Below are 26561 nucleotides of genomic sequence, written 5' to 3' on the forward strand. Positions count from 1 at the left end.
AAATGGCTATTTCTTTAAAAGGAGATCAAAAAATAAGCAATGTCCCTGCTACGAAAGCAAAAGCATTACGAATTAATTTAAATACTGACATCTACGGTACGTTTGCAGAAATTGGTGCCGGTCAGGAAACGGTGCGTAATTTCTTTAGAGCTGGTGGGGCTTCTGGAACGATTGCAAAAGCGATGAGTGCGTATGATAAAGATTTTTCTGATGCAATTTATGGAATTGAAGAAGACGGACGTTATGTAACAGAATCTCGTTTGAAAAGAATGCTTAGACATGAGGTAGATCTTATTGAAGATCGCTTGAGCAGAAAAAAACACCCGGACAAGTTGTTCTTTAGCTACGCAAATACTGTAGCAACAATAGATTTTTCTAAAAAATTCAAAGGACATGGTTGGGTAGGTATTCGTTTTCAACTAGATCCATTAGAGGATTATAATGAAATTGTATTGCATTTACGTTTTAAAGAAACGGATGCTCGTTTGCAACAAGAAACACTAGGGGTTTTAGGAGTAAATCTTATTTATGGAGCATTTTACTTAAATGACAATCCTAAAGAGTTACTAAAATCATTCTACGATAACTTAGACAAAGATCAGCTTGAAATTGATATGATCAATTTCTCAGGGCCTCGATTTATGTATGTAGACAATCGTTTGATGAGTTTACAATTAGTAAAGAACGGCATGACCAATGCGGTAATGTTTGGGCCTGATGGAAACAACTTACTACCGGCACAAGTTCTTTACAAGAAGAATATCTTAGCATTAAGAGGAAGTTTTAGACCTGTAACCAAGGTTAATATGGACATGTTCGAAAATGCTAAAAAGCTATTCTTTAAAGAAAAGAAGGTAGATCCTGAAAACTCTCAGATCATCTTTGAGATCACCTTGAGTAATTTACGTGCCGAGGGAGAGATTAATGAACGTGATTTCTTAGACAGAGCTGAATTGCTTTGTTCATTAGGTCAGAATGTGATGATCACCAACTTCCAAGAATACTTTAAACTGGTAGAATACTTTAGTGAGTTTACCAAAGCTCGTATGGGATTAGCCATGGGTGTATACAACCTTATCCAGATCTTTGACGAGAAATACTACCGTCATATGAGTGGAGGAATTTTAGAAGCCTTCGGAAAACTATTCTACAGAGATCTAAAGGTATACATGTATCCTTATAAGGATGAAAAAACGCAAGAGTATATTACTAGTGATAACCTGAAAGTTCACCCTCGTATGAAAGAACTTTATAAGTTCTTTAAGAACAACGGTAAATTAATTGACATTACTGATTTTGATCCTGAGATCTTACATATCTTCTCTAGAACTGTACTGAGAATGATCTCTGAAGGAGAAGATGGGTGGCAAGAAATGTTACCGGAAGGTATCTCTGAAACAATTGTTCAAAACAGACTTTTTGGTTATTCAAGAGCTAGAGTAAGAAAATAACAGTTCGCAAGATCTCGTAAATATATTTACAGTTCTTTGTCTCGGATAATTGGATAATCTAACCAATAGAGCATCTAAAAAATAATTTAATTAAACCTTTCTATCTTTACTAGGTCTAAAATAGAAAACTAGTTAAGTTGGTAGATGAAGTAACTTTAGTTGAACAACTCCAGGATGTTCAAACCAAAGAGCAGGCTTTTCGAATATTGATCAAAGAATACAAAGAGCGTTTGTATTGGCATATTCGAAAGATCGTTATATCTCATGATGATACTGACGATGTGCTGCAAAACACCTTCATCAAAATTTTTCGAGGAATTGACAATTTTAAACAGGATAGCAAGTTATATTCTTGGATGTACAGAATTGCTACTAACGAATCCATTACATTTTTAAATAAAAGAGCTCGAGAACGAAATACAGATATTTCTGAGATCAAACAAGATTTGGTAGGGCACTTAAATTCTGATGATTGGTTCTCTGGTAATGAAATTCAACTAATTCTACAAAAGGCAATTGCTACTTTACCGGAAAAACAACAGCTGGTATTTAATATGAAGTACTTTGACAACATGAAATACGACGAGATTTCCAAAATTCTGGAAACCTCTGTTGGAGGCTTAAAAGCGTCATATTTTCATGCAGTTAAAAAGATAGAACAATATATAAAGTTATATACAGATTAAACTTTTATAATAAAAGTTTGTCTAACAAGAAGATGGAAAACAACTATAGAAATATCGAAGATCGATTATCAAAAATCCCAAAAGATTCAGGATTTGAAGTTCCTCAAGGATATTTTGATCAGGTTGAGGATGATTTTTCTTTTAAATTAAAGGAAGAGATCATACCTACAAACTCTGGTTTTGACCTTCCTGAAGGGTATTTCGAATCTTTAGAAGATCGTATCTTAGAAAGAGTTGAGCTACCTAAAAAAGGGAAAATAGTTCCGTTAAGAACTAGAATTGCTCGATTCTCTAGCGCAGCAGCAGCTGTGGTTCTATTGTTTGCATCCTATTTAATTGTTTATGGCAAAGGTGATCCAGATCTTACTTCAGACGAAGTAATTGCTTGGATTGATGAGAATATTGAAATCGTTTCTACAGAAGATATTGTAGATGCATTTGATGAAGACACAGATCTTGAAGATACTTTTGTCTTTGATAATGATTTAGAAAATGATATTATTGATAAATATTTAGACGAAAATGACACTTACATTCTAATTAAAGAATCTGAGGGTCTGTTTGAAGAACTTAATTAATTATGAAAAACATTCGTTACATAATCCCCATACTCGTGTTCTTTTTAACTGTGAATGCGTATTCACAAAGAAGAAGTAAGCACGATCCAGATAAGATTAGAGCTTATAAGATTGCTTATATCACAGATAAATTAAACCTTTCAGAAGAAGAGGCAAAAAAGTTCTGGCCGGTATACAATGCTCATGAAAAGAAAGTATCTGAACTTCGAAAAGAAGAAAGTACTAAGATCTGGAGAATGATCAGGAGCAAAGATCAAATTAGCGAATTATCTGAAGCAGATGCCAAAAGTGTAATCACTTCTATGATGGCTATTCAAGAGAAATATCACAAGGTAAATAAAGAATATGCCCAAAAGTTAAAGAGTATTTTTACTTACAAGAAGATTCTTCAACTGAAAGTTGCTGAGAGAGGGTTTAAACGAGAACTTTTTGAAAAGCTACGAAAGCAACGAAAAAGAGTTAAGAAAGAATAAATGAAATAAAAAAAGGAAGCAATTATGCTTCCTTTTTTTATTCTCTTATGATGGCTAAACAGGCCGATAAATCGGGTTTATTTACTGTGTACTCTTTTAGCCATATGGTTAATTCTTTTACTTCGTGTGGTAGTAGTCTTGTTAATGCTTTTTCTAATTCTTTGCAAAATAGATCTGAACTAAAACTTACCTTTTTCAGGATGGTTTTAGTATACTCATACATTGCTCTAGCCATTTGGGGATAATTTTAGGTTCATAAATATAACGAAGCCGAAACTGTTTTCGTATGTAAACAAAAATAAAAAATAAAAACCACTCTTGAACAAAGAGTGGCTTATCAGAATTATAAAAAAAAGTTAATTTATAATTTGTTTACTTTTTCTATCAATTGCGTAGCTTTTGATTCTAACTCAGCACTAATAGATTTAAAGTGTGCTCTCTTGTCTTCAACATCTTTTGCGTTTACCTTAGCAATTAACTCATCTATGGCTTCAACAGCTTCACCTATAATTGCTTCAGACTTCTTCATATCTGCTTTTGGGTTAGAAATTTCCCATAAACAGCATTCTACTATAATATCATCAAAAACACCGTTAATGTCTTTCTTTAGATTCTTAATACTTGCCATATCGTTCTATTTTAGGCTACAAAGTTAGCCTATTTTATCTAATTCTGATTGATAGTGTTTAAAAAACTCACCCACATGATACCCATCAGCCAACGCATGGTTTACAGCTATAGAAACCGGCATCATTAATCTCCCTTCTTTTTCTGAAAACTTAGCAAAAGCTAACTTAGGAACAGATTCTTTGAATCCGGATACAGGTTCTTTATGACTGGAAAATTGAATCCATGGCAATGCAGAACAATAAATACAATCTTCTGTATTCACCGGAGGAAATAAGTCAGTGCTATTTACAATGCGCTCTTTCTCTTTTTCCAAGTTATTATTAAACTCTTCAAAGTCTTCTGAATAATGGATAAATGAAAATCCGAATGTGGTATCTTCTCTTGGAATGGTAGCAGAAGCATGAATTACATCATGAATAACCACCTTATCTCCTTCTATTCTATATTTTAAATTCTCTACAGCATTGATTGCTTTGATACATGCATGTAAGTACAAAGCAAAAAACGAGATCTTCTTTTCTTTTGCGTATTGAAAAGCTTTGGTAACATCTACATCTGCAACAACAGCAAAATAAGGGTCTTGTAGTTTACTAAAATGCTCGAAATGTTTTTTTCTGTTCCAGTTTTCTATATCCAAATATCTCATAGCACTAAAGCAGGTATGTCTTTTATAGATTGAACGGTTTTATAATCGGAATTTGCAGCATCTTGCTGAGATACTTCTTCATGAGCCCATGTTGTATGGAAAGGCACATGAATAGCCGATGCTCCTATTTCAATAAGCGGTAACACATCAGATTTTAAAGAATTTCCTATCATTAAGAGTTCTTTGGGTTCTATATCTAAGTGTTTTACCAACTTTTTATAGTCAGGTACTTTCTTTTCGCTCATCACCTCAATATGATGGAAATAATCTAACAATCCAGATTTTTCCAACTTTCGTTCCTGATCCAATAGATCTCCTTTGGTAGCAACAATTAACTTGTATTTACCTTGCAATTGCTTCAAAACCTCTACAACTCCATCCAACAATTCAATTGGTTTCTCAATCATCTCTTTTCCTATATCTAAGATCTCTTCAATGACTTTCTGAGAAATTGTATAATTAGAAAGTTTTAAAGCGCACTCTACCATAGACAACATGAATCCTTTTACTCCGTATCCATACATATCTAAGTTCTTGATCTCGATTTTGAATAATTCTTGATCAATTTTATTCTCAGTCTCGTATTGTGAAAGTAAGCGAGCAAATCTCTTTTCTGCCTCTCTAAAATATGTCTCATTTACCCAAAGGGTATCGTCTGCATCAAATGCAATGACTTTGATATTCTTATGCATTGTCTTTTAAAATTCTTTTTGCTTTTTCTAAATCTTGCGGAGTATCTATTCCTACTACAGCACTACTGGTTTCTACCATTTTAATTCTCTTTCCTACTTCCAAATAACGAATTCCTTCAATACTTTCTGCCAATTCTAATGGTGTTTTGGGAGTATAATAGAAGTCGATCAATGCGCTTTTTCTAAATGCATACACACCAATATGCTTGTAGTGTTTTACTTCTATTGAAGTATTTCTTACATAAGGAATTGGGTTTCTTGAAAAGTACATAGCAAAATCATCCTGATCAACAATCACCTTTACATTGTTCGGGTTTTCTATCTCATCTACTCCATTCATCTGCACTTTTAGAGAAGCAAGATCTATCTTTTCTTCCGGATCATTCTTAAAAACATCAATAAGCTTAGCCAAAGAAATTTCGTCAATAAAAGGCTCATCACCTTGTACATTAATAACAATATCTACATCCAATTCTTCAACGGCTTCGGCAATTCTATCGGAACCACAATCGTGTTCTTTCTGACTCATAATTGCCTTTCCTCCTGCATTGGTAATGGTTTCAAAGATCACATCCGAATCTGTAACTACATAAACTTCATCAAATAACTGTGTAGCTAAAGTAGCTTCATAGGTTCTTAGAATAACCGGTTTTCCTCCCAAATCTTTCATTAATTTCCCCGGAAAACGCGAAGCACTGTAGCGTGCAGGTATCATGGCTATTATTTTCATCTGCTGATGTCTGATTTTAGGCCTCAAAGATACATATTTATGCATTCTTAATTTTGATTAGCTCAAATATTGAAATCTTTAAAACTTTAACATTATAATTAACAAGTTGATTTCTTGTACTCAAAATTAATATCTACATTTGGTGTATATGAAAGGCCTTAAAAACACATATAGATTTATTGCTCAGATGATGGTTTCCGTGATCTGTAAGAAGACTATGCGTCAACAATATATCTATGTAGAAAAAAGCACCGATCATATACGTAGGAAAAGATAAAATCTTATCAAAATATATTTAGTAAAAGGTGCTTTTTTAAAAGGCACCTTTTTTTGTTTGTATAACTTAAAAAGGAAATATCATGAAAATTAGTAAAACAGTAAAAACATGCATGCGTCAACAATTCATTAACTCGTCACAAAAAGTAAAAGACCCAGAGCCATTGTTGAATTTTAATCCGTAGTCATGCATAAGTTTTATATAGAAAAAAATAAGAACTCTTTTGAGTTTACAGTAAATAAAAGACAGGTAAATAAGTACAAAGCTTTGAGCACTTCAGTTCTCTTTGATAAAGTGGAATACATCGCCAAAAGTTCGATATTTCCTTACAACGATATTTTAGAGGAAATTCCTAAAAGTTTTGAGTTGAACTTTGTGCAAAATGCTTATTTGAATGATGAACTGATTGTAGAGAACCAGATCAAAAAGCTAAGCAATTCCGATCTGGAATTATTGGTAAAAGTTTCTAAAAAACAATCTGTTAAAAATGAAATTATCTGTGAAGCCGTCTTTGGCTACACATTTAAAAGAGCTTCTTAATTTGTTTTAAGTTGATTTTGGTTTGTTTGCAACAGGCTCGGTTTACCGAGTCTGTTCTATTTTATGTATACCTCTAACAACTCTGCTTTGGTTTTCGAAGTAATTGAAAACTGTTGTAATGAAGCCGGCACCAATAAGGTTTCTCCGGTTTGCAGCTGCTCTTTTTGTCCTTCTTTCTCAAAGACCACTTCGCCTTCTACACACATGTAAATAACAAAAGAGTCTTTGCCTTTATGATCTATTGATACTTCTCCGTTTACAGGAACAACATGGGTTGTAAAATAAGGGCAAGAAACAATCTCTGAAGATGTGTTCTGAGTTTTTTCATATACCGTCTTGTAGGTAGGTTGCGCTTTGTAATCGATGGCATCAATAGCTTCTTCGGTATGCAGTTCTCTATAATTCCCTTGAGCATCTTGACGATCCCAATCGTACACGCGATAGGTAATATCTGAAGTTTGTTGAATTTCTGCTAACAACACTCCTGCCCCAATAGCATGAACTCTTCCGGTTGGAATGAAATACACATCACCTTTAGATACTTCGTCTATGTTCAGAATATCTGTCAACGACTTATTTTCTAAATGATGTAAGTACTCTTCTTTGGTTACATCTTTTTGAAAACCTACGATCAAATTTGCTTTTTCATCAGCTTGCATCACATACCACATCTCTGTCTTTCCAAAAGAGTTATGGCGTTTCATAGCCAAATCATCATGTGGGTGCAATTGTATACTTAAAGCTTCTTTTGCGTCGATGAACTTGATCAATAAAGGAAACTTATTTCCAAAATGATTGTAAATTTTTTCACCAACCAATGCTCCTTTAAACTCCTCGATCAATTCTTTTAAGTCCTTTCCTTTTAGCTTTCCGTTAGCTACAATTGAAGTATCTCCTTCTACATCAGAAATTTCCCAACTTTCTCCAATATCTTTTCTTTCAGATTCTTTTTGAAGAAGAGTCATTAGCTTCTCTCCTCCCCAAATTTTGTCTTTTAAAATAGGTGTGAACTTTATGAACTGATCCATAGATTATATTTGAGCCGCAAATTTAGGATAAATCCCAAAGAAAAGCATCATTAAAAAATAATTAACTTTGAGATAAGCTGTAAAGTATTAAATATAAATTTTGCAAGCTTAATTATTTGTAACATTTTTACAAGAACAAAAACTAATCATTAACTAATCAACCTTTTAGATGCTAAAAATTTTTAGAAGAGTTCGCCAAAAATTACTTCGAGAGAACAAGGTTAGCAACTATATGCTATATGCTATTGGTGAGATTGCTTTGGTCATGATAGGAATTCTTTTGGCCTTACAGGTAAACAATTGGAATGAAGAGAGAAAGAGCAACAAGCAACTAAAAAGCATTCTTAAGAATGTTTCGCTAGATCTTAAAAGAGATACTGCATCTGCAAGTAGAATCATTCGCTTTTACGACACCATTAAGAAAAAAAGCGACCTGATCATTCAAAAAAAACTCGACAGAAACAATTATAAAGAATGTCCGGAATGCAGAAGTTTGGTAACTATTTATCAACCTTTTGTCATACAGAAAAAAGGATATGAGCTTCTTAAGGACTTTTCTAATAATCATCAAACAAAAACAGATACGTTAATTACCAATATCACTCAATTCTACACTACATTCGATGTTTTGGTAAAAGACAGTAACGCTTTTATCAAAGAAGAAGTCTTTAAGAATATAGAGTTCTTTAAAACTAAAGATTGGTTTGTAGATTGGACTTTAGGCAAGTATTCTAGAGATATGGTTATCTTTTTTACAGAAAGTGAAGAGTATCGGAAAATGGTGGCTGCCAATGATGTATTGGCCGGAAGAAATCACAAACTTTTTGTAGATCTGTATAATAAGGGGGCTGTTGAATTATTAAAAAAGATAGAAGAACGAATCAAAAAAACGGAATAAATGGATGGGTTTGATATTGTAATGGTTATTGCCATTATCTTGTTTGCTAGGTTGGGAATCCGTTTGCTTATAGGATATAAAAAGCATAAAAAAGACAACAATAATGATCAAGTTCTTTAGAAACGTAAGAAGATCTCTTGTTTCAGAAGGAAACACCGGGAAATACTTTCGTTATGCCATCGGAGAAATCCTTTTGGTCGTAGTAGGTATTTTACTGGCGTTGCAAGTAAGCAATTGGAATTCTGATTTAAAAAGAGAAAAACAGGAGTTAGATTTTCTCGAGCATATAAAAGAAGACCTTTCTAGTATGCTTAGCGATATCAATGACGATTTCCATTCTTTGCGATTAGGAGAACGTGCTCATTTTAGAATTATAGATCAAATTTCTAAAAACGAAAGTTATCAAGATTCTCTGTGCTTTGATTTTTATTGGTTGATGAAAGATGAGTATGTATATCCTGTACGTTCTACTTACGACGCTATAAAAGAGGAAGGTTTTGCCATTATAAAGAACGATTCGATACGAAAAGGAATACAAATTGCTTACGAGAACATTTTTCCAAGAATAAGCAAACAGAACCCTTTTTATCCGGATGTAGAAATCTTCTTTTCTGACTATTTGCAAAAGCATTTTACAGCCAACACCGACTCTACACTGGTAATGATAGAAAAGTTCCCAGATTTCACATTGAAGTACCCTTATAAAAAAGCAAGTGAAGGAAAACCTCACCTTGTTACTGTTGGATTTGTACCTAAAAACTTCGAAGAATTAAAAAAGGATGACACATTTAAAGTTTTGATGCGCCAAGCTTATCGATATAGGTCCTATAAAATCAATCGCTATCGTGGAGGGCAATTCTATGTAAAACAATTAATTGCTCTTTTGGAAAAAGAACTAAAAAGACGAAAATGATCAAACTTTTTAGAAAAACACGTCAAAATTTTCTTATGCAAAACAAAACAGGTCAGTATTTTAAATATGCCATTGGAGAAACACTCTTAGTTGTGGTTGGAATTCTTATTGCGCTATACATCAATAACTGGAATGAAGGTAGAAAAGACAGAATAAAAGAGAAGTCTATTTTAAAAGAACTTCACAAAGACTTCTCTAAAAATTTGCAGGAGTTTAAGAGTGTAAAAGACATTTATGAAAGTTCATTAGCCGCATCAGAGAAATTCAAATTTTACATCAATCATCCCAATCCTGTTCAGGTAAAAGACAGCATAGGTAAGTATTATTTTAAAGCGTTTAACGGTATTACTTACAATCCTTCTAACGGTATTATAGAATCTTTGATTTCTTCAGGAGAATATCAATTGATTAGCAATGACACATTGAGAAACTATCTAATCTCATGGAAAGATGCATTAATGGATTATGTAGAAGAGGAACAAGTTGCTAATGTATTCTGGTCAGAAAAGATTGAACCTTTTTTAATTGACAACGGAGATTTCACCAAATTAGAAAATCCTGTAAATTTTAAAGTTATTACGACCCAAAAGTTTAAGAATTTGACAGAACGCCATATTTTCTATTTACGAAATGTATTGCGTTCCATTAAATATGAACCTCTGGATTCTTACTTGAATGAAATTGTTAGACTATCTAAAACTGAAGAATAACTACGCTCCAGAGTAGCTTACAGAATTTCTTGGTGTTTCGTACAAAGTAACTTCTAAGTCTAGTGTTTCTTTTATATGTACTCGTAGCTTGTTGTAGATTACCACACAGATATTTTCCGCAGTTGGATTTAACTCCTTGAATTCCGGCACTTCAATGTTTAGGTTTTTATGATCAAAAGCATCTTCTATTTCTGCTCGAATCAATTGCTTTAGTTTTCCCAGATCATATACAAAACCCGTTTCAGGATCGATCTCTCCGGTTACAGAAACAATCAATTCATAATTGTGTCCGTGATAATTAGGATTGCTGCACTTTCCAAAAACCTCTAGATTCTTCTCATCACTCCAATCCGGGCGAAATAATCTATGTGCTGCATTGAAATGTGCTTTTCTATGTGCGGTTACTCTAGGCATCTTTTAATTTAGCATAGGATTCCTGAAAAATAATCTTGAACCAAGCTGTATAAATTTCAGGATTCTTCTCTATGTCTTCCTTCACAGCTTCTAGAGGCATCCACTTATAATCTTCTACCTCTTCCTTGTTAATGTTAGGCTCTCCATTAAATCTTCCTATCATTACATGATCGAGCTCATGCTCAGTCAATCCATTATCAAAAGGAGCTTTGTATACAAACCAAAAAATCTCTTCTAACTCACAAACAAACCCCATTTCTTCCTGTAAACGACGTTTCCCTGCTTCTAAAGAAGTTTCTCCATCTCTTTGATGCGAACAACAGGTATTTGTCCATAATAAAGGAGAGTGATATTTGTCAGCTGCTCTTTGTTGCAGCATTAATTCGCCTTGGTCATTAAATACAAAAACCGAAAAAGCTCTGTGTAATACTGCTTTTTCGTGTGCCTCCATTTTTGGCATGAGCCCCAATTGGTTGTCTTGCTCATCAACCAAAATAACTAGTTCTTCCATTGATAATCTTTCGTAAAGCAAAAATAAGAAATTGAAACTAGACTGATTCAACCGCCTTTTGTTAATCTTTCGCCAAGAAAAACAAGCTAGAGTTTCTTAAATTTGTTCATTCCAAAATTACTATCAATGAGATATTTTGTTGTTTTATTCCTTCTGTTGGTTGCATTTTCTCAATGTAAAGACAACGAAGTAAAGCAAGAAGTAAAAGCTACTCCTCAAAAAACTATCAAGAAAAAATCTGAGACTTCTACTGTAAAAAAAGAAGTTCCGGTAGAAAAGGAAACCGATACCATTAACAAAAATAATGTAGTAGAATTCTTAACAGCTTACGGAAAGTTAAACCCGGAAACCATCGTTCTTTTTGAAACTCGTTTGGGAAATATCAAGATCCGTTTGTATAAAGACACACCTCTTCACAGAGCTAGTTTTATCTTTCTAACCAAAACAGGATACTTTAGCACAACTTGTTTCCATAGAATTGTTCCCGGTTTTATTGTACAAGGAGGAAACTCAGATCTTCCTATTACTCGTAAAAAAAGAATCAAATACAACTATAGAATTCCTGCCGAAATAAAATCATATCACAAACACAATTACGGGTCATTGGCAGCAGCCAGACAATGGGAAGACAATCCTAAGAAGGTATCTTCTCCTTTTGAATTCTATATGATTCAAGACAAAAGGGGAAGTCACCATTTAGATGGAGAACACACTATTTTTGGTGAAATTATTGAGGGGCTTAGTACTATGGAAAAGATTGCTAAACTGGAAGCAGATAATAAAGAGTGGCCGGTAAAAGATGTTTTTATAAAAGCATCTGTAGTTAAGTAAATATACCATGAAACAGTTTGTTCTATCCATACAGAAACTCACTAAAATCATTCAAGATGATCAGAGCTTGGCTGAACAAACCTATGATTTTGTTGATCTTCTTCAGCTCTCAGAAAGCGAATTGGAGCAAATAAGAAAAGAAGTTGTAGATATCAAACTTATTGATTCTAACGATTTTTGGGATCTCACAGAAGAAGTCTATAAAAGTTTGATCTTAAAAACTATCCAATCAGACCTGCTTCAATATTTTAAAAAACTACAAGAAAATCAAACTTTCATTATCCGGTATAACTTTCATCCTTGGCACAAGTTTTCTCTTACAGCAGAAAACATAGAACCCCCTGAGAAAAAACACTCAGCTGTTTTGGAGATGAAAACCAGTTATGCAGAAAAACAGTTGCAAACGCTACTGGATCATTTTCAGATCAAAGGCGGAAACTGGAAAGATGATCTGTACGATTTTGACTATCATTTCAATTTTGAAAGTGTTGTAGAAACTCTTTTTTGTGAATTGGCTTTTGAATGTTGGAAAGAAGTAAAACCCAATACAATTAGCTTTATTACAGAAATCAATGGCGGTAGTTACACGTATGATCTTAGCAATGGAGAAAATTTAGACAAAATGAATTTGACGGTTCAAGAGTATATTAATCAAGCAAATTCAACAAAAAACAACTCGTAACTCAGTATTCGCAATTCAACATTTGTAATTCGTAATTCTCTATTCGTAATTTTCAATATTAAACTTACCTTTGCACATCAATTTTTGTAGATGAGTTTTTTAGAAGAAATACAACGTAGAAGAACATTCGGAATCATTTCTCACCCTGATGCCGGAAAAACCACATTAACAGAGAAGTTATTATTGTTTGGAGGAGCTATTCAAGAAGCAGGAGCTGTAAAGAATAACAAGATCAAAAAAGGAGCTACTTCCGACTTTATGGAGATCGAACGTCAGCGTGGAATCTCGGTAGCCACTTCTGTATTGGCTTTTATTTACAAAGACAGAAAGATCAACATTCTAGATACTCCTGGGCACAAAGACTTTGCTGAAGATACATTTAGAACACTAACGGCTGTTGACAGTGTAATTGTAGTAATTGATGTTGCCAAAGGGGTTGAGGAACAAACTGAGAAACTCGTAGAAGTTTGTAGAATGCGTAAAATTCCAATGATCGTATTCATCAACAAACTAGATAGAGAAGGAAAAGATGCTTTTGATCTTTTAGATGAAGTAGAACAAAAATTAGGGCTTAGAGTAACTCCTATGAGTTTTCCTATTGGAATGGGATACGATTTCAAAGGAATCTATAATATTTACGGAAAAAAGATCAATCTCTTCTCAGGAGAGAACAAACAAACCATTTCTGAAGGTGTTGAGTTTGACGATATCACCAATCCTGAATTGGATGAAATTATTGGAGAAGATGCTGCTGAAACCTTAAGAGAGGAATTAGAGTTGGTATACGAAGTGTACCCTGATTTTGATCAGGAAGAATATGTAAATGGAAACTTACAACCTGTTTTCTTCGGGTCTGCCTTAAACAATTTTGGAGTAAAAGAATTGCTAGATTGTTTTATAGACATCGCTCCTAACCCACAACCTAAAAAAGCAGAAGAGCGTGTTGTAGATTCTAAAGAAAATAAGATGTCCGGGTTTGTCTTTAAGATTCATGCAAACATGGACCCTAAGCACAGAGACAGATTGGCATTTGTAAAAATCGTATCTGGAACCTTTAAAAGAAACACACCTTACTTACACGTTCGTAACAAGAAAAAATTAAAATTCTCGAGTCCAAATGCATTCTTCGCAGAGAAGAAAGAGATCGTTGAAGAATCTTTCCCGGGAGATATTGTTGGACTGCATGATACCGGAAACTTTAAGATCGGAGATACTTTGACAGAAGGAGAAGTTCTGAATTTTAAAGGAATTCCGAGCTTTTCACCAGAGCATTTCCGCTATGTAAACAATGCTGACCCGTTGAAGTCTAAGCAATTATACAAAGGTTTAGATCAATTAATGGACGAAGGTGTTGCTCAATTGTTTACCTTAGACATGAATGGAAGAAAAATTATTGGAACTGTTGGGGCACTCCAATACGAAGTAATTCAATATCGATTAGAGCATGAGTACGGAGCCAAGTGTACCTATGAGAACATACACGTACACAAAGCTTGCTGGGTACAACCGGAAGATGAGAAAAATGAAGAATTTAAAGAATTCAAAAGAGTAAAACAACGTTATCTTGCTAAAGACAAGCAAGGACAATTAGTATTCTTGGCAGATTCTGCTTTTACCATTCAAATGACACAGCAGAAATATCCAACAGTGAAATTGCATTTCACAAGTGAATTTGAATAACATGAAACAACTGACCACACTTTTAGCTGTATGCTTGTTTTCTACTACGCTTTTTGCTCAAGAAGATCTGAGTAATCTAGAAGGAAACACCTTAAAAACAGGAATTCGACTTAGTTATCATTCGGTACAAATGCCTAATGAGAAAGTAAGTTATCCTTTAGAACCTAGAATGGGCTTTTTAGGAGCCAATTATCTAATCCATATCAATGATTGGTTGTATACCGGTTTAGGATTTCACGGAGCTCTGTTTGGCGATCAGGGTGGACTTTTTACACTGGGCGCTAATCTTGGTGTAAACACAAAAATTTACAAGAACCTTTATTTTGATGCCAATATCCATGTAGCCGGAGGTGGTGGTTTTCGCTCACTGGTAAACGGTGGATTGATGCTAAATCCAAACATAGGTTTGCAATACAAAAAGAAAGGTTTTGCGTTTGGAGCACAATATTCTGCTATTAACTTTACCAACGGAATTATAAGAAGTGATGGTGTTTCTTTCTTTGTAGAGATTCCTAGTTCTGTTAGAAAAGCTAGTTACGAAGACGCTCAGAGAGAATTCGTTGCTAAGAACCTAAACTCAGATAACTATTGGAAGAAGCCTGTAGTAAGAAGTGTAACACAAGCTCGATTTGATTTCTATTTCCCTATTGGAGACTCAAAGAAAGATAATGGCGAAGATTTAGATGTTACCTTATATGTTTTGGGAGGTGAATATCAAAAGTATTTGACAGAAAGAACGTTTATCTATGCGCATACAGATGCTATTTACAGAGGTTTAACAGCAGGTTACATGCAATTGTTCTTTGGGGGTGGTCATAATTTTGTACAAACCAGAAGCATCAATCTCTTTGGAAAGTTTGGTTTGGGAGCTGCCGGAGGAAGAGTAGCACAAGAAGGAGGTTTTATGATGTACCCAAGTGCTGGTTTTGATATTAAAATAGCTAAAAAAGTTGCATTTAGCGGACATGGTGGATACCTAAGAGCTTTAGATGGATCTTTAGAAGCTTATACATTAGGATTTGGAATCAAGTATTTGAACTTTACAGGAGGTTCAGAAGATCCTAATGGAAACTCGATCGAGAAGTTTAGAACTCAAGGAATTCGTATTGCTATAGAAAATCAATCCTTTGCAGATGTAAAACGTTTTGGGGCTCACACAGTAGATCTTCAATCTATTGCATTTAGAGTGCTGTACGACATCTCTAAATCGTTCTACTTAGCAGGTGAAGCCAGTTTTGCTTACGAAGGAAATTCCGGAGGGTATGCCCATGGTTTATTTGCCTTAGGATATCAAACACCTAAATTCTTCAACCAAAACTTCTCATTGTACTTTGAAGGTGGTGTAGGAGCTGCCGGAGGAGGAAGAGTAGATACAGGTGAGGGAATTATTGTAAGACCAGTTGCAGGTATCAACTATCACATTGCAAAAGACTTTAGCGTCTCTTTCTCAGGAGGAAAATTAATTACTCCTATTGGAGATGCCAATTCAACAAATATAAATATCGGACTTACCTATGGTTTGTCTACATTAATCGCAAAAAAATAAAAAACGAAAATCAATACTCATGAATAACGGAATCTATGCAAAGTTTACAACTCCAAAAGGAGACATCTTGGTAAACTTAGAACATGAAAAAACGCCGGGAACAGTTGGAAACTTTGTAGCGTTGGCAGAAGGAGATCTTGAAAACAGTGCAAAAGCTCAAGGAACTCCTTATTATAACGGATTAAAATTTCACCGTGTGATCCCAGATTTTATGATCCAAGGAGGATGTCCTCTAGGAACAGGAACAGGAAGCCCGGGATATCAGTTTGATGATGAAATTCATCCAGATCTAAAACACGACGCTCCAGGTAAATTATCTATGGCCAATGCCGGTCCTGGAACTAACGGTTCTCAATTCTTTATCACACACGTAGCTACTCCTTGGCTAGACGGAAAGCACACTGTTTTTGGAAGTGTGTTAGAAGGACAAGATGTTGTAGATGCTGTTGCTCAAGGTGATGAAATGTCTGTTGAAATTATCCGTGTAGGAGAAGAAGCTGAAAAGTGGAATGCTGTTGAAGCTTTTCGTCTGTTTGAAGGGGCAAGAGAAGAACGCGAAGCTGAAGAAAAAAGAAAGCAAAAAGAGTTGTTAGACAAAGTAGCTGCCGGATATGACGAAACGCCAAGCGGATTACGTTATAAGATCATCCAAAATGGTGACGGAAAACAAGCTACAAAAGGAGCTACAGTATCTGTACACTATAAAGGACAGTTATTAGACGGAACTGTATTTGACTCTTCATACAAACGTAAGCAGCCTATCGAGTTTGCTATTGGAGTAGGACAGGTAATTCCTGGATGGGATGAAGGTATTCAATTACTAAAAGTAGGTGACAAAGCTCGTTTGGTAATTCCTTCTAACTTAGCTTATGGAGAAAGAGGTGCCGGTGGAGTAATTCCTCCAAATGCCACTTTGATCTTTGATGTTGAGTTAATGAATGTAAAATAAAGAACACTCATTATAAATACAAAAAGCCGTTCCTTTAGGAACGGCTTTTTCGTTTTAAGAACAATCAGACGCTATCCAATGATGAAAGTCGACAGTCTGACCTTCTTCACAGGCAAAATATACATTGTCTGTACCATCTACATTAAGACTGGCTGCAAAATGCTTTTTGTTTCCTACACTAGGATCACACCCCATCGTAGAATTACTAATCTTTACAATACCTTGATTGGCATCAATTTGAGCTTGCAAAGCAGCAGATACATCTATTGCTTGCGTTTTGTTTTCGTTACCTCCGTTTAAAGCTCCATAAACGGCAAAATTTACTGAAATTGACATAGTTTATTAATTTAAGTTTCTCTTACTCTGTTTAGGTTTTTCAGATTCCACCTCTTTTCTTTCAAAACTATGTTCAATTACACTCGCATAATAGCGTGTTTTAGCTCCTTTATAAAAACCATTAGTAACACCTAACTATTTTTATGTAAGTAATATGACTCGTAAAAATTAATGGGTATTTTTATAGAGAAATTATAATTCGTCATTTTAAAAACTCAACCAGTATGATCAAGAAAGCATCACTACTCTTCATAGCCTCTCTCCTATTCTTTTCCTGTCAAGAAAAAGCTCCACAAAAAATAGAGAGCACAGTATTATTGGAAACTACAAAAAGCTGGAATGGTAATCCGCTACCTGAGTTAAAAGGACAAACTAAAGTAACTATCTCAAAAGTTATAATTCCGGCTGGAGCAAGTCTTCCGTGGCATTCTCATCCTGTGATTACAACAGGCGTATTAACCAAAGGAGAATTGACTATAACAGATAAAGACGGGAATCAAAAAACCATCAAGGCCGGAGATGTATTGGTAGAGATCTCTAACGAAAGGCACTACGGAAAGAATACAGGAAAATCAACTGCTGAGATCTTGGTATTCTATGTAGGCGAAAAAGACAAAGCCGTTACACAGATAGCTCTTTAATTAAGTATCTATGAAACATCAAATCGCTTATATTACCGATCTTCATCTTGAAGAACAATTCCCAAAAGATCAAGGAGTAGATTGTCAAAAGAATTGGGAGCAAATATTACAAGATGTTACCTCTCGAGGCATCGATCATATTATTATCGGAGGTGATATTGGTGAATATTCTGTCAACAAAATATTCTTCCAATCTCTCAATACCTTTCAAGTTGATGTTTCTCCGGGAAATCACGATTCATCCTCTGAAATAGTAAAACATTTCAACCCAGGCATTCTAAACTCACAAGAAAAACTCTACTATCGTAAGGACTATAACCCGTATACTTTTCTGTTTTTAGATTCCAGTTTAGGAGTTATTGATCCAGAGCAATTGCTATGGTTAGAAAAACAACTTGCCTCTGCTCAAAAAGCTATCATTTGTATTCATCATCCTATAATAGAAGTTCCAACAGAAGTAGATCGTTTGTATTCGTTGCTCAATAGAGATCAGGTGCAGCAAGTTTTACAGAATTCTCAAAAAGAGATCACTCTGTTTTCCGGTCACTATCATTTAGATGATGAGAGAACTATAGGTCTTATACGCCAGTATGTGAGCCCTGCAAGTTCCTTTCAAGTAGCTAAACTTCCTGACGATATCCAGATAGACACCAATAGCTTCGGCTACCGTATTCTTACCTTACAAGAATCTGAAATACAAACAGAAGTTATCCTGTTTTAAATCTATTGACGGATGATTGCAGCCTCGGCTTCCAAAGCTGTTTTTGCAGCAGATGCTTCTGTACTTAAAGTTGTTCCAATCAAGTTATTGGTTTCGTAGGCATCAATTGTCAAATTATAAAACTCTTGATTCCCATTTTCGTGAACGATCAATTTATAGCCGAAGTTTCTTATTGTATAAATTACCCCGTTGCTTGATCTTTCCGTATATACAAAATCTCTTTCCGTAGCATTCTCATCAGATAAAAGATCATAAAAACTATAACTGTCTTGAATTTCTTGTACAGTAACTCCCGCAATCGAAGAAATGGTTGCAAACAGATCTGCTGTATGTACCAAAGCCGATTCTCTAGCTCCAAATCGATTCACCCCTACTCCAGATACGATCATCGGTACATTTACTCCTCCTTGATAAATAGATCCTTTGGCACGCATAGCACTGTAAGGTGATTGTGCTACTTGATTTGGAGTTCCATTATCTCCTATAAAAATGATAATGGTGTTATTTCTCTCTTCGGTAGATAAGCTATTGAGAAATCTTCCCAATTCACTATCCATTGCTTCTACTGCCGACATATAATAAGGTAATGGATTGGCATCAATAGATGCTTGATCTGTAGGTAAATTTCCTTGAGAGTGCAATCCGGTGGGTGCAAGATGAAAAGGGGTGTGTGGTGCATTAAAAGCCAACCACAAAAACCAAGGTTTTGTCTGACCTCCCACCCAATCTACTGCCAAATCTACAAACTTAGTTGTGGTATATTCAGTAGAATTTCCGGATTGCCCATTTTCAACCAAATTCCAATTTGTATAAGACTGAACTCCTCCATTTAAGATTCCAGCATAATAATCGATTCCCATTGTAGTAGGGTCCGAGATTGTATTTGATAAATGCCACTTTCCTATAATAGCTGTTGCATATTCGTTTCCGGTATGTGTATCAATATATTCTTGCAATGAAGTTTCTGCTGTAGAAATGTTATCTCCTACTTCCAAAACTCCGGTTCTAAAGCCATATTTTCCTGTAAGTATAGATGCTCTTGTAGGTGTACAAACCGGGTACGACCATAGATTGTCAAAAGTGATCCCTGTAGTGATTAAACTTTGCAATGTAGGCATCATAGGTTTTACACTTCCTTCTGTATAATTGATCATAGCATCTTTTCCAAGATCATCGGCTATTATCAATAAGATATTGGGTTTGCTACTGGTTACAGGATCCGAATCATCTATCGGGTCATCAATTACTTCTTCTACAGAAGAACTACAACTAAACATAACAAGAGTTATAAGCGACAGGAAAATTGATCTTAATTTCATTCGGTTCATTTGGTTTCTTTCTTAGACCCAAGATTATATGAATAGTTTATTTTTTGGTCACTTTTCTTCATCCGTCCTATTCTCCGTTTTTCAAAACAGGTAAAAACACCTGTGCTTTATAAACGCTTTGTTTATAGTTTTAAACTCCGTCCCATATAAAAGTAACCAGTAAATATTCTTAATCATGACTATCAATTTTTACAACAAAACAGGAAACACAGATTTGTACTTATTTTTTGACTTCGCACCAGGCGGAGCAACAAAAGCAGAAGGATTTGCCAACATGGAGTACCTACAACCTTGGGCATTACCGGCTCCAGAGAGCGAGATCTTACCACTAAGCTTAGACAAGCCTTACACATGTAGCTTTGAATACTTAAATTCAGGAACTTTTTGGTATATCATCACCAATGAAGCCGGAGCAAAAACCATTAAAGATCATCCTAGCATTTCTATGGGAACAGCTGACCCTAACTGGGTAGGTGGTTTCTTTGAATTGACCTATTTAGAAGGACAAGACACTTATTTTGACGTAACCAATGTAGATCAAGTTGGTTTGTTATGTGGTGTTGAATTTTTAGATTCTAAAGGAAGTAAAACAGGAACTTGCGGATATGGTGAAACCGCTAATGATATGATCTCCGGGTTGATCAGTGCTTGTAGTTTAGCTACAGATACTTCAGCAAAGGTATCGCTAACCGGTACTGACGGAAATACATACACAAAACTTTGGGGACCTACAGTTCCTGAGGTTACATCGCAGTACAAAGGTACTTACGATGATTACATTACCAAGATCACAGAAAACGGCACAACCATAAACATCCAATCTGATAGTACTAAAGGGTCTCCTCACGGAGGAACACAATTAGACGCTTTTAATTTTACCGGAAAATTCGGTGCTCCAGACTTTGACATGCCTACAGGATGTCCTATTGAAAAATCTGACGTAGTTGTTTGGTTTACATCAGACGATTGTACCAAAAAAGGAGATACCACATATATTTTCTGTACTAAAGATGCTATTAATGGAGGAACCATTATGAGTGGAAACAGTCCAAGCGGAATGTATGTATATCCGGCTTTTGAATATGCAGATCCTAGCGATCAAAGTAAAATTAAAAAAGGAGGTTGGGCAAACAATGTTTCATTAAACTGGACAGCTACCGGAGTCAATGCTGTTGCAGATACAACTTGTTTTCAAGCTATGATCAGTAGTGTACTTAGAGACCTTGTTACAGCAATGAACTTAGGCTATATAGGAATTTCTGAAGACACAAATGATTTTACATATAAAGATAACTCAACGTACGCTTCTCAAGCAACTCAAGATAAATATATGAATGAGTGGAACAATTACATCACTAGCAATTCTGATTCTTACGGAATGGCTTATTCTGATGGAACGCATGCAAAAGTACAATTTCATCCTGCCGCAGACGGTTCAATCAACTGTCACATTTTTGGGCAAGATGATGCAGACACTAAAAATTATTGGTCAAAGAGTTAATCAACTCCACACTCTTGATAATTGATAAAAGCACCCGTAAACGGGTGCTTTTTCTTTGTACCGCTACCTTTCTCCTATTTTTCAAAACAGGTAAAAACACCTATAAACATCAAAAGCTTAGTCTCTAATTTTAGTACTCTACTTTTTGGTAGAGATTATCTAAATATCAAATTCAAAAAAACCAATCTCATGAAAAATTTAATTTCCATTATTATCCCCGTAATAGAACAAATGGAAGATAGCCACATCAAGAGTCAACTTCTGAGTTATTTTCCAAAGCAAGATGAGCAGTTTAAAATTATCGAAAGTAGTTTCACTGCTCTTACATCAACAGAACAAAAGAAAGAAACCTTGTATTCTTTCTTTCATAGCTGGAGTCAAACAAATAATAGTGCTGTAACTGTAGCGGGATTAAGTAACAGGATGACAATGCTTATTCATAAAAATAAGCCGGTGGTTAGCGAATATGATTTATTTAGATCCGTAGCAAGTTTAAACAGAATTGTAGATGAAGATCTTGCTGTAGTAGGTAGAGTATTACACTCGAAACTATTCTATACTATGGCAACCAATATTAGTGGTAATGATACATGGTTGACAAAAAAATACTTATGTCCAGAAGCCAAAGCTTTCAAAGATTGGAAAGACAAGAACTCACTAAGAAACAAAGACATCATGATTGGTTTGTTAACCACATTAGTTCATGAGATCTATACACATGGTGAGGTTGAATTTATCTTACCCAAATTTGATCAATGGTTGCGAGCAACTACAGATATGAGTGATCAAGAAATTCAACATTCATTAGCATGGATAGAAGTACATTGTGGACCTACTGAGAAAGATCACTTTTTCCACGCAGTAAACGCTGTTGCTTCTTACTCTAAAGCCCAAAATATAGACATTACAGAATACGATCTGGAAGAGATTATTACAGATTATTTGCGATTAAAATCGGAAGTAATGGGTGTTCTGGAAAATCAATTAGCAGAAAGTGCACTAGCATCATAATATAAATCGTTCCCAACATGATAGACCAAAAAGAAACAACAAAAGCATCTGTGGCAACTCTTTCTAAAAAAGAGTTGCCACATCAAAAACTATTAGACAACCTTAAAAATTTTATCGGAGAGATTCCTTACGAAGAAGGAAATACATTTCTAAATCAGCCGGTACTCGTAAACAATGATTATTTAGTAAACTCAGAACGCATGAGTAGCATTCTGAATTCTCTATTGGTTATGTTTGTTTACAATTACTTTAGAGATGTAAGAATTCAAGGAGTCTATCAACTAGATAAAGAGCTTCAAGAAATTCTTTCTATGACTGAAGGAGTTCCTTATGAACTGGGTCTATATCGTCCGGATTATATTTACGACATTAATGGTCAGGCAAAAATCTGTGAGATTGGATGTAGGTACCCTATCAACGGATGGATGCTAAGCACTTACTTAAATAGTTCTGTTTCCTCATTAGTAAAAAATGTTGATGAGAATTGGAATGCTATTCCAGAACAAAATGATTTCATTGAAGAGCTTTCAGGCCGTTTTGATGCTGATGAGCCTATCTTCATAGTACGTAAAAGCGAAAAAGGAACCGAAGTTAACTACCTTAAAAACGAATTAGCTTCTAAAGGAATTACAATGATAGACGTAGCGCCTGAAGATTTGCAACTTGTGGGCGGACAAGTAATGGCAGGAGATCAGGCAGCACGTCAATTCTATTTAGAAATGGATCGTGAAGAGTTAAAATCTTTCGACAAAGATGTATTGAAAGCCATTATCAAAAGTGGTAGATGCATCAACGATGTAAGAACGTTGATCCTAATTCACGATAAAAGAATACTCACCCTGTTGTACAATGAAGAAATTATGGGTAGCTATATTAATTTAGATGACTACAATTTTTTAAAGTCATACCTCATTCCATCTTTCAATATAGATAACCCGGGTGATCGTGAATTCTTATTGAATTCTGAGGAAAATTGGATACTAAAGCCCAATAGTGGTGGTCGTGGAATTGATATGCATGTCAAAAGCGAATGCGATCCGAAAGTTTGGGAAAACTTAGTACAAAACGAATGGAATAACTACATGGTACAACCGTATGTAGAGCAAAAGAAATTCGAGATCAATAGAAACGGAACAACAGAATCCATCAACTTGGTAGGGCTAGATCTTTGCTTTAATGGTAAATCTTATGGTCCCGGTTTGTTTAGAGGTTCTTCTAAAAGTATCGTAAACTTACACCAAGGAAGAGGCGTTGTATTTCCGTGTGTTCTTGACAAATCTGAATAATTATGGAGTTTTCCGTTGTTATTCCTCTTTACAATAAGGTCAATTATATTGCAGAAACACTTGCCTCTGTAGTAGCTCAGGAAAAACTTCCTAAAGAATTGATCATTATTGATGATCGCAGTACAGACGGAAGTTTAGAAAGAGCCAAAGCGTTTTTAGAAACTACTCCAAAACGATTTGAGAAAGTTGATGTTAAAATTATCGAACTCGAAGAAAATAGAGGCCCCGGATATGCTCGTAATCTCGGTTTTTCCAAAACCACCGGAGATATCATTAGTTTTTTAGACGCTGATGATCTGTATCATCCAGAATTACTAAGTCAAGTAGAACAGCTTACCAATCAGCACAATATCGATTTTTTGGTTGTTGGAATCCAATTATTTCCTAGTAAGATTGAATATCCAAAACTCATTAGCTTCTATGCAGACCTTACCTCTATTACCAGGGATGGATACCGATTAGATCAACCTCTAAAAACTATTACTTCTCCCGATTTTGTTATGGGAACCGGAAGCAATGTTTTTGCCAAAAGGCAATGGATGGAATCTATATCTTATGTAGAAAACGCTTTATTTAATGAAGCCAATGATTTTTGGTACCGAGTTCTTAAAAATGTGTTGGCCAATCTTGGAAATGTAGGACTATTGATGGGAAATTACATTCAGGTACGAGAAGTACAAGGAAGTCTATCCAGAAAAAAATACCGAAGCTGGAGCGAGATCGAAATTCCTCCTATCTACAAACGATATAAAAAAAGCACCTACAAATACGACAAATTGTTAATGGGCGTGATCTGTCAACGATGGATCAAGCACTCCTTTAGGAACCTTAGTTCTTCCAGACAAAAGGTTTACTTTACTTACAGGCATCGATCTATTTTCTTTAAGCAGTTACGATACTACTTTTTACGCATAAACGCCTGATATGGAAAAACAATTACAAGAACATTTTTTGCGAATCAAAAGTTCGCCTATGTTTCGTTCTTATTACGATGGAATCGAACATTATCAAGACGCACCTATCATTCAAAAACATCAACTGGTAGACGCTCTTAGAGAGCGTTTTACCTTAGAAGGCGAAAAAAAAGGAGTCTATTTAGTTAGATCCGGAGGTTCCAGTCATAAACCACTAATTTTTCCTGTAGATATTCAGGAAAATCTATTGCAGCGTCAGCGTTTGGCAGAAAGACTTACTAGCGAAGGTATATTCTCATCAGAAACCATTGCTTTGAATCTTTTTAGCTACAAAGCACTTTACAGAACTGCTTCTATTTTTGATGATGTTTTAGAAAGGTGCAATGCCACTACTCTACCCATCAGCAGCAGTGCCCCTCATGATATGGCTTATAAGATCTCAGAAGAGTTTAAACCCGATTTTATTTTAGGCACTCCTTCTAAGTTAGTTCTATATGCCAAGTATTTGCAAATAGACAACAAGCAATCAAACATCAAAAATGTTCTATATGGAGGTGAGTTTTTACTGCCTTCACAACAAAAGATCTTACAAGAAACACTTAATACCCAACAAATTTATTCCTTATACGGGTCTGCGGAAACCGGAATTTGGGCTTGGTCAGATTTTTCTAACAGTCCTATGCATTTTCATTTCTTGGAAGATGTTTTGATAGAGATTATCAATCCAAATGAAGAAGGTTTTGGTCATATTGTGGTAACCAATTTGCTTAGAAAACGCTTTCCTTTGTTTCGCTATCAAATGGGAGACATTGGAAAAGTGATAGAAAAAGACGGAAAAAAAATATTGATTCTAGCTGCCAGAGAAGACAATTCGTTTGTGATTAACGCAGATTCTTTCTTTTTAAAAGACTTTCAGGGATTCTTAGGAAAAGTAGACAGGTATCAATTTCAGCTCTCTATGAACACTTCCTTTCAAAATGAAATAAAAGTGTTGCTAATCAAGTCCGATATCACAAAAGAACAAGAGAAACAATACGTACAAGAAATTACCGAAGGTTTGCAAAAACATTTAAAATGTGATCCCCAATTTACCATCTTAACTGTCGAATTTACAGACGAGAAGGAACTGTATGCAGACCCTACAACATCAAAGACACCAAAGATCAAAGATTTTAGAGATTAAAAGATGTAACAAAACAAACTAAAAAGTCGTCTCATGTACATGAAACGACTTTTCTTTTTACAAACAAAAGTTTATTTTTAACAACTAAACCTCACTATATGAAACGCGTCTTTTACCTTTTAAGTATATTCTTATTAATTTCTTGTGGAAATTCTAAAAACTCTCCTGAGTTTATAGAAGCTGCAGAAGGGAGATACCTCTTTAATTCTGATGAAACTCTTGATGTTCATTTTGTAGATGGTAAGATGAATGTTAAATGGCGAGGTCAGGATATGGTTCCAATTAAGGCTGGTGACAATTCTTTCTACTTAAAAGAAATGAATGAAAAATTGATCTTTGTTTCTGAGCCAGAAATGCATATAGAACTTGCTCCTAAAAGAGAGCATGATGGAGAAAAATTTAGTTTTCTAAAACTGGCTAAAGGAGAAAAAACACCAAATGAGTATTTTAGAAACAAAGAATACGAGAAAGCTTTACAAGGGTATTTAGCTATTCAAAAAAGAGATTCTTTAGATCGCACGATCAGAGAGTGGAGTATGAATCAGTTGGGTTATCACTACATGAGAGAAAATAAAATGGAAGACGCAAAGGCTATTTTCAAGATCAATATTGCATTGTACCCAAAAAGCTCTAATACTTATGATAGCATGGGAGATGCTTACCGTAAAGAGAAAGATACTGTAAAAGCTATCGAGTATTACAAAAAAGCTTTGGCAATTAATCCTGAGAACAGAAGTTCAAAACGTCAATTACAAAAACTTACTAAGGAATAATC

General features: G+C 35.0%; 31 protein-coding genes. 21 read left to right on the top strand and 10 right to left on the bottom strand.

Features of this window, described 5'->3' with window-relative positions; all coding sequences use genetic code 11:
- Window positions 1-2 precede the first annotated feature (2 nt).
- The 4 genes from ACFSRZ_RS00085 to ACFSRZ_RS00100 all read left to right on the top strand — a co-directional run bounded on the left by ACFSRZ_RS00085 (window position 3) and on the right by ACFSRZ_RS00100 (window position 3188).
- Window positions 3-1451, top strand: coding sequence for a TonB-dependent receptor (locus tag ACFSRZ_RS00085; RefSeq protein ID WP_379664469.1), 1449 nt, complete (start codon window positions 3-5; stop codon window positions 1449-1451).
- 137 nt (window positions 1452-1588) lie between these two features.
- Window positions 1589-2137 carry an RNA polymerase sigma factor gene (locus ACFSRZ_RS00090; RefSeq protein ID WP_379664470.1) on the top strand — a complete coding sequence of 183 codons (549 nt, stop codon included), beginning with the start codon at window positions 1589-1591 and terminating at the stop codon, window positions 2135-2137.
- A gap of 32 nt (window positions 2138-2169) precedes the next feature.
- On the top strand, window positions 2170-2715 hold the full coding sequence (locus tag ACFSRZ_RS00095; RefSeq protein ID WP_379664471.1) for a hypothetical protein: 546 nt from the start codon (window positions 2170-2172) through the stop codon (window positions 2713-2715).
- Window positions 2716-2717: 2 nt separating this feature from the next.
- The gene (locus ACFSRZ_RS00100; protein WP_379664472.1) at window positions 2718-3188 is read left to right on the top strand and encodes a hypothetical protein; all 471 of its coding nucleotides are present in this window, start codon (window positions 2718-2720) and stop codon (window positions 3186-3188) included.
- A gap of 37 nt (window positions 3189-3225) precedes the next feature.
- Here ACFSRZ_RS00100 and ACFSRZ_RS00105 read toward each other — a convergent pair whose 3' ends face one another.
- The 5 genes from ACFSRZ_RS00105 to kdsB all read right to left on the bottom strand — a co-directional run bounded on the left by ACFSRZ_RS00105 (window position 3226) and on the right by kdsB (window position 5886).
- Complete coding sequence (locus ACFSRZ_RS00105) at window positions 3226-3423, bottom strand: hypothetical protein (protein WP_379664473.1); 198 nt, start codon at window positions 3421-3423, stop codon at window positions 3226-3228.
- A 126-nt stretch (window positions 3424-3549) separates the two neighbouring features.
- A complete protein-coding gene (locus ACFSRZ_RS00110) occupies window positions 3550-3816 on the bottom strand; it encodes a hypothetical protein (RefSeq protein ID WP_379664474.1) in 267 nt (88 codons plus the stop codon).
- Window positions 3817-3840: 24 nt separating this feature from the next.
- Entirely contained in the window at window positions 3841-4464 is a 624-nt protein-coding gene (locus ACFSRZ_RS00115) for a CatA-like O-acetyltransferase (protein WP_379664475.1), read from the bottom strand.
- The gene (locus ACFSRZ_RS00120) at window positions 4461-5156 is read right to left on the bottom strand and encodes an HAD family hydrolase (RefSeq protein ID WP_379664476.1); all 696 of its coding nucleotides are present in this window, start codon (window positions 5154-5156) and stop codon (window positions 4461-4463) included. Before ACFSRZ_RS00120 ends, ACFSRZ_RS00115 begins: the two co-directional genes overlap by 4 nt.
- A complete protein-coding gene (kdsB, locus tag ACFSRZ_RS00125) occupies window positions 5149-5886 on the bottom strand; it encodes a 3-deoxy-manno-octulosonate cytidylyltransferase (RefSeq protein WP_379664477.1) in 738 nt (245 codons plus the stop codon). Before kdsB ends, ACFSRZ_RS00120 begins: the two co-directional genes overlap by 8 nt.
- 463 nt (window positions 5887-6349) lie before the next feature.
- On the opposite strand from kdsB, the gene ACFSRZ_RS00130 reads away from it, so the two are divergent.
- A complete protein-coding gene (locus ACFSRZ_RS00130) occupies window positions 6350-6703 on the top strand; it encodes a hypothetical protein (protein WP_379664478.1) in 354 nt (117 codons plus the stop codon).
- A 56-nt stretch (window positions 6704-6759) separates the two neighbouring features.
- Here the strand turns inward: ACFSRZ_RS00130 and ACFSRZ_RS00135 are convergent, their stop codons facing one another.
- Window positions 6760-7731 carry a type I phosphomannose isomerase catalytic subunit gene (locus ACFSRZ_RS00135; protein ID WP_379664479.1) on the bottom strand — a complete coding sequence of 324 codons (972 nt, stop codon included), beginning with the start codon at window positions 7729-7731 and terminating at the stop codon, window positions 6760-6762.
- A 169-nt stretch (window positions 7732-7900) separates the two neighbouring features.
- On the opposite strand from ACFSRZ_RS00135, the gene ACFSRZ_RS00140 reads away from it, so the two are divergent.
- The 3 genes from ACFSRZ_RS00140 (at window position 7901) to ACFSRZ_RS00150 (ending at window position 10252) form a co-directional block, all read left to right on the top strand.
- On the top strand, window positions 7901-8629 hold the full coding sequence (locus tag ACFSRZ_RS00140) for a DUF6090 family protein (RefSeq protein WP_379664480.1): 729 nt from the start codon (window positions 7901-7903) through the stop codon (window positions 8627-8629).
- Between the two features lie 103 nt (window positions 8630-8732).
- Complete coding sequence (locus tag ACFSRZ_RS00145) at window positions 8733-9542, top strand: DUF6090 family protein (RefSeq protein ID WP_379664481.1); 810 nt, start codon at window positions 8733-8735, stop codon at window positions 9540-9542.
- A gap of 35 nt (window positions 9543-9577) precedes the next feature.
- Window positions 9578-10252, top strand: a complete 675-nt coding sequence (locus ACFSRZ_RS00150; protein ID WP_379664482.1) for a DUF6090 family protein — start codon at window positions 9578-9580, stop codon at window positions 10250-10252.
- Here ACFSRZ_RS00150 and ACFSRZ_RS00155 read toward each other — a convergent pair whose 3' ends face one another.
- Window positions 10253-10666, bottom strand: coding sequence for a 6-pyruvoyl trahydropterin synthase family protein (locus ACFSRZ_RS00155; protein ID WP_379664483.1), 414 nt, complete (start codon window positions 10664-10666; stop codon window positions 10253-10255).
- Window positions 10659-11177: an isopentenyl-diphosphate Delta-isomerase gene (gene idi / locus ACFSRZ_RS00160; RefSeq protein ID WP_379664484.1), complete on the bottom strand. Its 519-nt coding sequence runs from the start codon at window positions 11175-11177 to the stop codon at window positions 10659-10661. Before idi ends, ACFSRZ_RS00155 begins: the two co-directional genes overlap by 8 nt.
- Before the next feature lie 126 nt (window positions 11178-11303).
- Here idi and ACFSRZ_RS00165 point away from each other — a divergent pair, with 126 nt between their 5' ends.
- The 5 genes from ACFSRZ_RS00165 (at window position 11304) to ACFSRZ_RS00185 (ending at window position 16865) form a co-directional block, all read left to right on the top strand.
- The gene (locus ACFSRZ_RS00165; RefSeq protein WP_379664485.1) at window positions 11304-12008 is read left to right on the top strand and encodes a peptidylprolyl isomerase; all 705 of its coding nucleotides are present in this window, start codon (window positions 11304-11306) and stop codon (window positions 12006-12008) included.
- Window positions 12009-12015: 7 nt separating this feature from the next.
- The gene (locus ACFSRZ_RS00170) at window positions 12016-12690 is read left to right on the top strand and encodes a hypothetical protein (RefSeq protein ID WP_379664486.1); all 675 of its coding nucleotides are present in this window, start codon (window positions 12016-12018) and stop codon (window positions 12688-12690) included.
- Between the two features lie 90 nt (window positions 12691-12780).
- On the top strand, window positions 12781-14370 hold the full coding sequence (locus ACFSRZ_RS00175; RefSeq protein WP_379664487.1) for a peptide chain release factor 3: 1590 nt from the start codon (window positions 12781-12783) through the stop codon (window positions 14368-14370).
- A 1-nt stretch (window position 14371) separates the two neighbouring features.
- A complete protein-coding gene (locus ACFSRZ_RS00180; protein ID WP_379664488.1) occupies window positions 14372-15916 on the top strand; it encodes a hypothetical protein in 1545 nt (514 codons plus the stop codon).
- 19 nt (window positions 15917-15935) lie between these two features.
- Complete coding sequence (locus tag ACFSRZ_RS00185) at window positions 15936-16865, top strand: peptidylprolyl isomerase (protein ID WP_379664489.1); 930 nt, start codon at window positions 15936-15938, stop codon at window positions 16863-16865.
- A gap of 54 nt (window positions 16866-16919) precedes the next feature.
- On the opposite strand, the gene ACFSRZ_RS00190 is transcribed toward ACFSRZ_RS00185, so the two are convergent.
- Window positions 16920-17201, bottom strand: a complete 282-nt coding sequence (locus ACFSRZ_RS00190; protein WP_379664490.1) for a hypothetical protein — start codon at window positions 17199-17201, stop codon at window positions 16920-16922.
- A 224-nt stretch (window positions 17202-17425) separates the two neighbouring features.
- Between ACFSRZ_RS00190 and ACFSRZ_RS00195 the strand changes: the two genes are divergently transcribed.
- Window positions 17426-17842, top strand: a complete 417-nt coding sequence (locus tag ACFSRZ_RS00195; protein ID WP_379664491.1) for a cupin domain-containing protein — start codon at window positions 17426-17428, stop codon at window positions 17840-17842.
- A gap of 10 nt (window positions 17843-17852) precedes the next feature.
- A complete protein-coding gene (locus ACFSRZ_RS00200; RefSeq protein WP_379664492.1) occupies window positions 17853-18563 on the top strand; it encodes a metallophosphoesterase family protein in 711 nt (236 codons plus the stop codon).
- A 2-nt stretch (window positions 18564-18565) separates the two neighbouring features.
- Here ACFSRZ_RS00200 and ACFSRZ_RS00205 read toward each other — a convergent pair whose 3' ends face one another.
- A complete protein-coding gene (locus ACFSRZ_RS00205) occupies window positions 18566-19882 on the bottom strand; it encodes a sulfatase-like hydrolase/transferase (protein WP_379664493.1) in 1317 nt (438 codons plus the stop codon).
- A 184-nt stretch (window positions 19883-20066) separates the two neighbouring features.
- On the opposite strand from ACFSRZ_RS00205, the gene ACFSRZ_RS00210 reads away from it, so the two are divergent.
- The 6 genes from ACFSRZ_RS00210 (at window position 20067) to ACFSRZ_RS00235 (ending at window position 26559) form a co-directional block, all read left to right on the top strand.
- Entirely contained in the window at window positions 20067-21392 is a 1326-nt protein-coding gene (locus ACFSRZ_RS00210) for a hypothetical protein (RefSeq protein ID WP_379664494.1), read from the top strand.
- Between the two features lie 189 nt (window positions 21393-21581).
- Window positions 21582-22403, top strand: coding sequence for a hypothetical protein (locus ACFSRZ_RS00215; protein ID WP_379664495.1), 822 nt, complete (start codon window positions 21582-21584; stop codon window positions 22401-22403).
- 17 nt (window positions 22404-22420) lie between these two features.
- Window positions 22421-23689 carry a hypothetical protein gene (locus ACFSRZ_RS00220; RefSeq protein WP_379664496.1) on the top strand — a complete coding sequence of 423 codons (1269 nt, stop codon included), beginning with the start codon at window positions 22421-22423 and terminating at the stop codon, window positions 23687-23689.
- Between the two features lie 2 nt (window positions 23690-23691).
- Window positions 23692-24612, top strand: coding sequence for a glycosyltransferase family 2 protein (locus ACFSRZ_RS00225; protein ID WP_379664497.1), 921 nt, complete (start codon window positions 23692-23694; stop codon window positions 24610-24612).
- A 1-nt stretch (window position 24613) separates the two neighbouring features.
- A complete protein-coding gene (locus ACFSRZ_RS00230; RefSeq protein WP_379664498.1) occupies window positions 24614-25786 on the top strand; it encodes a hypothetical protein in 1173 nt (390 codons plus the stop codon).
- A 98-nt stretch (window positions 25787-25884) separates the two neighbouring features.
- Window positions 25885-26559, top strand: a complete 675-nt coding sequence (locus ACFSRZ_RS00235; RefSeq protein ID WP_379664499.1) for a tetratricopeptide repeat protein — start codon at window positions 25885-25887, stop codon at window positions 26557-26559.
- Window positions 26560-26561 lie beyond the last annotated feature (2 nt).

It is taken from the genome of Pseudotenacibaculum haliotis (assembly GCF_042684245.1).
Lineage (GTDB): Bacteria > Bacteroidota > Bacteroidia > Flavobacteriales > Flavobacteriaceae > Polaribacter > Polaribacter haliotis_A.

Coding starts and splice junctions, on each gene's coding strand:
- ACFSRZ_RS00220 (WP_379664496.1), top strand. CDS start 22,421: ATGATAGACCAAAAAGAAACAACAAAAGCATCTGTGGCAACTCTTTCT.
- ACFSRZ_RS00100 (WP_379664472.1), top strand. CDS start 2,718: ATGAAAAACATTCGTTACATAATCCCCATACTCGTGTTCTTTTTAACT.
- ACFSRZ_RS00145 (WP_379664481.1), top strand. CDS start 8,733: ATGATCAAGTTCTTTAGAAACGTAAGAAGATCTCTTGTTTCAGAAGGA.
- ACFSRZ_RS00170 (WP_379664486.1), top strand. CDS start 12,016: ATGAAACAGTTTGTTCTATCCATACAGAAACTCACTAAAATCATTCAA.
- ACFSRZ_RS00185 (WP_379664489.1), top strand. CDS start 15,936: ATGAATAACGGAATCTATGCAAAGTTTACAACTCCAAAAGGAGACATC.
- ACFSRZ_RS00115 (WP_379664475.1), bottom strand. CDS start 4,464: ATGAGATATTTGGATATAGAAAACTGGAACAGAAAAAAACATTTCGAG.
- kdsB (WP_379664477.1), bottom strand. CDS start 5,886: ATGAAAATAATAGCCATGATACCTGCACGCTACAGTGCTTCGCGTTTT.
- ACFSRZ_RS00230 (WP_379664498.1), top strand. CDS start 24,614: ATGGAAAAACAATTACAAGAACATTTTTTGCGAATCAAAAGTTCGCCT.
- ACFSRZ_RS00130 (WP_379664478.1), top strand. CDS start 6,350: ATGCATAAGTTTTATATAGAAAAAAATAAGAACTCTTTTGAGTTTACA.
- ACFSRZ_RS00225 (WP_379664497.1), top strand. CDS start 23,692: ATGGAGTTTTCCGTTGTTATTCCTCTTTACAATAAGGTCAATTATATT.
- ACFSRZ_RS00165 (WP_379664485.1), top strand. CDS start 11,304: ATGAGATATTTTGTTGTTTTATTCCTTCTGTTGGTTGCATTTTCTCAA.
- ACFSRZ_RS00095 (WP_379664471.1), top strand. CDS start 2,170: ATGGAAAACAACTATAGAAATATCGAAGATCGATTATCAAAAATCCCA.
- ACFSRZ_RS00110 (WP_379664474.1), bottom strand. CDS start 3,816: ATGGCAAGTATTAAGAATCTAAAGAAAGACATTAACGGTGTTTTTGAT.
- ACFSRZ_RS00105 (WP_379664473.1), bottom strand. CDS start 3,423: ATGGCTAGAGCAATGTATGAGTATACTAAAACCATCCTGAAAAAGGTA.
- ACFSRZ_RS00235 (WP_379664499.1), top strand. CDS start 25,885: ATGAAACGCGTCTTTTACCTTTTAAGTATATTCTTATTAATTTCTTGT.
- ACFSRZ_RS00085 (WP_379664469.1), top strand. CDS start 3: ATGGCTATTTCTTTAAAAGGAGATCAAAAAATAAGCAATGTCCCTGCT.
- ACFSRZ_RS00215 (WP_379664495.1), top strand. CDS start 21,582: ATGAAAAATTTAATTTCCATTATTATCCCCGTAATAGAACAAATGGAA.
- ACFSRZ_RS00200 (WP_379664492.1), top strand. CDS start 17,853: ATGAAACATCAAATCGCTTATATTACCGATCTTCATCTTGAAGAACAA.
- ACFSRZ_RS00175 (WP_379664487.1), top strand. CDS start 12,781: ATGAGTTTTTTAGAAGAAATACAACGTAGAAGAACATTCGGAATCATT.
- ACFSRZ_RS00195 (WP_379664491.1), top strand. CDS start 17,426: ATGATCAAGAAAGCATCACTACTCTTCATAGCCTCTCTCCTATTCTTT.
- ACFSRZ_RS00120 (WP_379664476.1), bottom strand. CDS start 5,156: ATGCATAAGAATATCAAAGTCATTGCATTTGATGCAGACGATACCCTT.
- idi (WP_379664484.1), bottom strand. CDS start 11,177: ATGGAAGAACTAGTTATTTTGGTTGATGAGCAAGACAACCAATTGGGG.
- ACFSRZ_RS00180 (WP_379664488.1), top strand. CDS start 14,372: ATGAAACAACTGACCACACTTTTAGCTGTATGCTTGTTTTCTACTACG.
- ACFSRZ_RS00210 (WP_379664494.1), top strand. CDS start 20,067: ATGACTATCAATTTTTACAACAAAACAGGAAACACAGATTTGTACTTA.
- ACFSRZ_RS00155 (WP_379664483.1), bottom strand. CDS start 10,666: ATGCCTAGAGTAACCGCACATAGAAAAGCACATTTCAATGCAGCACAT.
- ACFSRZ_RS00135 (WP_379664479.1), bottom strand. CDS start 7,731: ATGGATCAGTTCATAAAGTTCACACCTATTTTAAAAGACAAAATTTGG.
- ACFSRZ_RS00205 (WP_379664493.1), bottom strand. CDS start 19,882: ATGAAATTAAGATCAATTTTCCTGTCGCTTATAACTCTTGTTATGTTT.
- ACFSRZ_RS00150 (WP_379664482.1), top strand. CDS start 9,578: ATGCAAAACAAAACAGGTCAGTATTTTAAATATGCCATTGGAGAAACA.
- ACFSRZ_RS00190 (WP_379664490.1), bottom strand. CDS start 17,201: ATGTCAATTTCAGTAAATTTTGCCGTTTATGGAGCTTTAAACGGAGGT.
- ACFSRZ_RS00140 (WP_379664480.1), top strand. CDS start 7,901: ATGCTAAAAATTTTTAGAAGAGTTCGCCAAAAATTACTTCGAGAGAAC.